The sequence below is a fragment of the Microbacterium sp. Bi128 genome (assembly GCF_918698205.1).
Genome location: NZ_CAKKMM010000588.1, coordinates 1 through 2,994, shown reverse-complemented (window position 1 = coordinate 2,994; position 2,994 = coordinate 1). Strand labels below are relative to the sequence as shown.

At 70.1% G+C, this 2,994-nt stretch carries 1 protein-coding gene and 1 pseudogene; one reads left to right on the top strand and one right to left on the bottom strand.

The genetic code is table 11. The features are described 5' to 3' along the window. Positions 1-2,017 (bottom strand): polyribonucleotide nucleotidyltransferase (locus LQV45_RS23370; RefSeq protein WP_230009038.1); only part of this gene is annotated, 2,017 nt, incomplete at its 3' end. A 303-nt stretch (positions 2,018-2,320) separates the two neighbouring features. On the opposite strand from LQV45_RS23370, the pseudogene LQV45_RS23365 reads away from it, so the two are divergent. Then, positions 2,321-2,994: pseudogene (locus LQV45_RS23365) on the top strand (hypothetical protein); the annotation flags it as partial.

Here is a 2,994-nt window from a genome sequence, read left to right as displayed (position 1 = left end):
TCACGACCGTGCCGAGGAACTGCTCGCCGACCTCGGGGTTGGTGGGGTTGGCGATCGCGTTGACCTGGGCGCGAGCGGCCTCGGCCGAGGGGCCGTCGGTCGCGCCGATGTAGACGGTGCCGTCGTCCTCGATCGAGATCTGTGCGCCGGTCTCGTCCTGGATCGAGTTGATCGTCTTGCCCTTGGGCCCGATGAGCTCACCGATCTTGTCGACCGGGATCTGCACGCTGATGACGCGCGGCGCGGTGGGCGCCATCTCGTCGGGAGCGTCGATCGCGGAGTTCAGGACGTTGAGGATCGTCAGACGAGCCTCCTTCGCCTGGGTGAGCGCCGCCGCCAGGACCGACGACGGGATGCCGTCGAGCTTGGTGTCGAGCTGGATCGCGGTGATGAACTCGCTCGTGCCGGCGACCTTGAAGTCCATGTCACCGAGGGCGTCTTCGGCGCCGAGGATGTCGGTCAGCGCGGCGTAGCGCGTCTGGCCGTCGACCTCGTCGGTGACCAGGCCCATGGCGATACCGGCGACGGGGGCGCGCAGCGGCACACCCGCGTTCAGCAGCGACAGGGTCGAGGCGCAGACGGAACCCATCGAGGTCGAGCCGTTGGACCCGAGGGCCTCGGAGACCTGACGGATGGCGTACGGGAACTCCTCGCGGCTGGGCAGCACCGGCACGAGGGCGCGCTCGGCGAGGAAGCCGTGTCCGATCTCGCGACGCTTGGGGCTGCCCACACGACCGGTCTCACCGGTCGAGTACGGCGGGAAGTTGTAGTGGTGCAGGTAGCGCTTGCTCGTGATGGGCGACAGCGAGTCGATCTGCTGCTCCATCTTGAGCATGTTCAGCGTGGTGACGCCGAGGATCTGCGTCTCACCGCGCTGGAAGATCGCCGAGCCGTGGACGCGCGGGATGACCTGCACCTCGGCGTCGAGCGGGCGGATGTCGGCCAGACCACGGCCGTCCATGCGGACGCCCTCGGCGAGGATGCGACCGCGAACGATGGTCTTCGTGACCGACTTGTACGCAGCGTTGAACTCGAGCGTCGCGACGGCGGGCAGTTCCCCCGACTCGACGGCGGCGAGGAGCTGCTCCTTGACGGAGGTCTTGACCTCGTCGTCGGCGTTCTGGCGGTCCTGCTTGTCGGCGATCTGGTACACCGGCACCAGGCGGTCGTAGGCGCGACCGGCGACGAAGTCGTAGGTCTCCTGGCTGTAGGCCGGGAAGACGGGGAACGACTGGATCTCCTTGGCCGCCGTGCGGGCGACCTCGTTCTGCGCGTCGACCAGCTGGCGGAGGAACGGCTTGGCGGCCTCGAGGCCCTCGGCCACGACCTGCTCGTTCGGCTTGGTGGCGCCGCCCTTGATGAGGTTCCAGCTACCTTCGGTCGCCTCGGCCTCCACCATCATGATGGCGACGTCGCCGTCGTCGAGCACGCGGCCCGCGACGATCAGGTCGAAGACGGCGTCCTCGAGCTGGGTGACGGTCGGGAACGCGACCCACTGGTCGGCGTGCTCGCCCTGGCCGGGGATGAGCGCGAGGCGCACACCGGCGATGGGGCCCGAGAACGGCAGACCCGAGATCTGGGTCGACAGCGAGGCGGCGTTGATGGCGAGGGCGTCGTAGAACTCGCCCGGAGCGATCGAGAGCACGGTCACGACGATCTGCACCTCGTTGCGGAGGCCGTCGACGAACGACGGGCGCAGCGGGCGGTCGATGAGACGGCACACGAGGATGGCCTCGGTCGAGGGGCGGCCCTCGCGACGGAAGAACGAGCCGGGGATCTTGCCCGCGGCGTACGAGCGCTCTTCGACGTCGACGGTCAGCGGGAAGAAGTCGAAGCCTTCACGCGGGTGCTTGCCGGCGCTGGTGGCCGAGAGAAGCATGGTCTCTTCGTCGAGGTACGCCGCGACGGCGCCCTGCGCCTGCTGCGCGAGACGACCGGTTTCGAAGCGGACGGTACGGGTGCCGAAACGGCCGTTGTCGAGAACGGCTTCAGCGGCGGTGATTTCTGGACCTTCCAAGAGGTCCCTCCTTCTTTGTTTAGGCTCGCCGCCCCGTGTGGGCGACGAGCTGACATGCGAAGGAGCAGGAACAGGCAGAAAGGGCGCGTCGACGCATCGACCCGGAAATCCCGGCGACTGGCCACCAGTAGACGACCACCCGGCGTCACGACGGGGAGTCCACCACAGGGGACCAGCGTCTGCCGGCCTGCTCCGTGAGCTCATCTTGAGTTGAGCGGATGCCATGGCGGCACCCTGCGAAAGCCTATCAGGGCGGGGGTTGCTCGGCTGGTTCGTCCCAAGGGCGTGCCGTACCTTTGCCTCATGGGCCTCAGCCGTCTCACGCGTCACACGCTTCTCGCGTGCGCGCTGATCAGCGCGGTCCTCGTGATCACGCCGGTGACCGGTGCGGCGGCCGCGCCGGTCCGCGTCGCCGCGGCCGGCGACGACGATGCCGCCGTCCGTGAGGTTCAGCAGGCACTGGATGCCGCCGAGACCGCGGCCTCCGCCGCCTCGCGTCGCGCCCTCGACGCCTCGGCCGCGGCCGAGCGGGCCCGCCAGACCGCCGAGCTCACGGCGGCGCGCGCCACCGCGCTCACCGCGCAGAGCGACGCGGCCGACGCCGCTCGCACCGAGGCGAGCGCCCGCGCGGGAGCCAGCGTCGCCCGGCTGTACCGCACGACCTCAGGGGGTCCCCTCGTCGCGCAGCTGTTGACCGCGGCTGATCCGGACTCGCTGCTGGAGCGCCTCGGCATCCTCGATCGCGTGACAACCGTCACCGTCCGCACCGCGGGCGAGGCGCGGAGCACCGCCGACGTCGCCGAGTCCCTCCGCGCGCAAGCCGAACTGGCACGGGCGGAGGCGGCGCGGCGCGCAGCGGAGGCCGAGACCACAGCGGCCGAGTCCCAGAGGCAGTCCGACGCCGAGGCGGCGACGGTGACGGCGACGCAGGCGGAACTCGACCGGCTCTTCGCCCGACTGGCGGCGCTGCGCGAGAC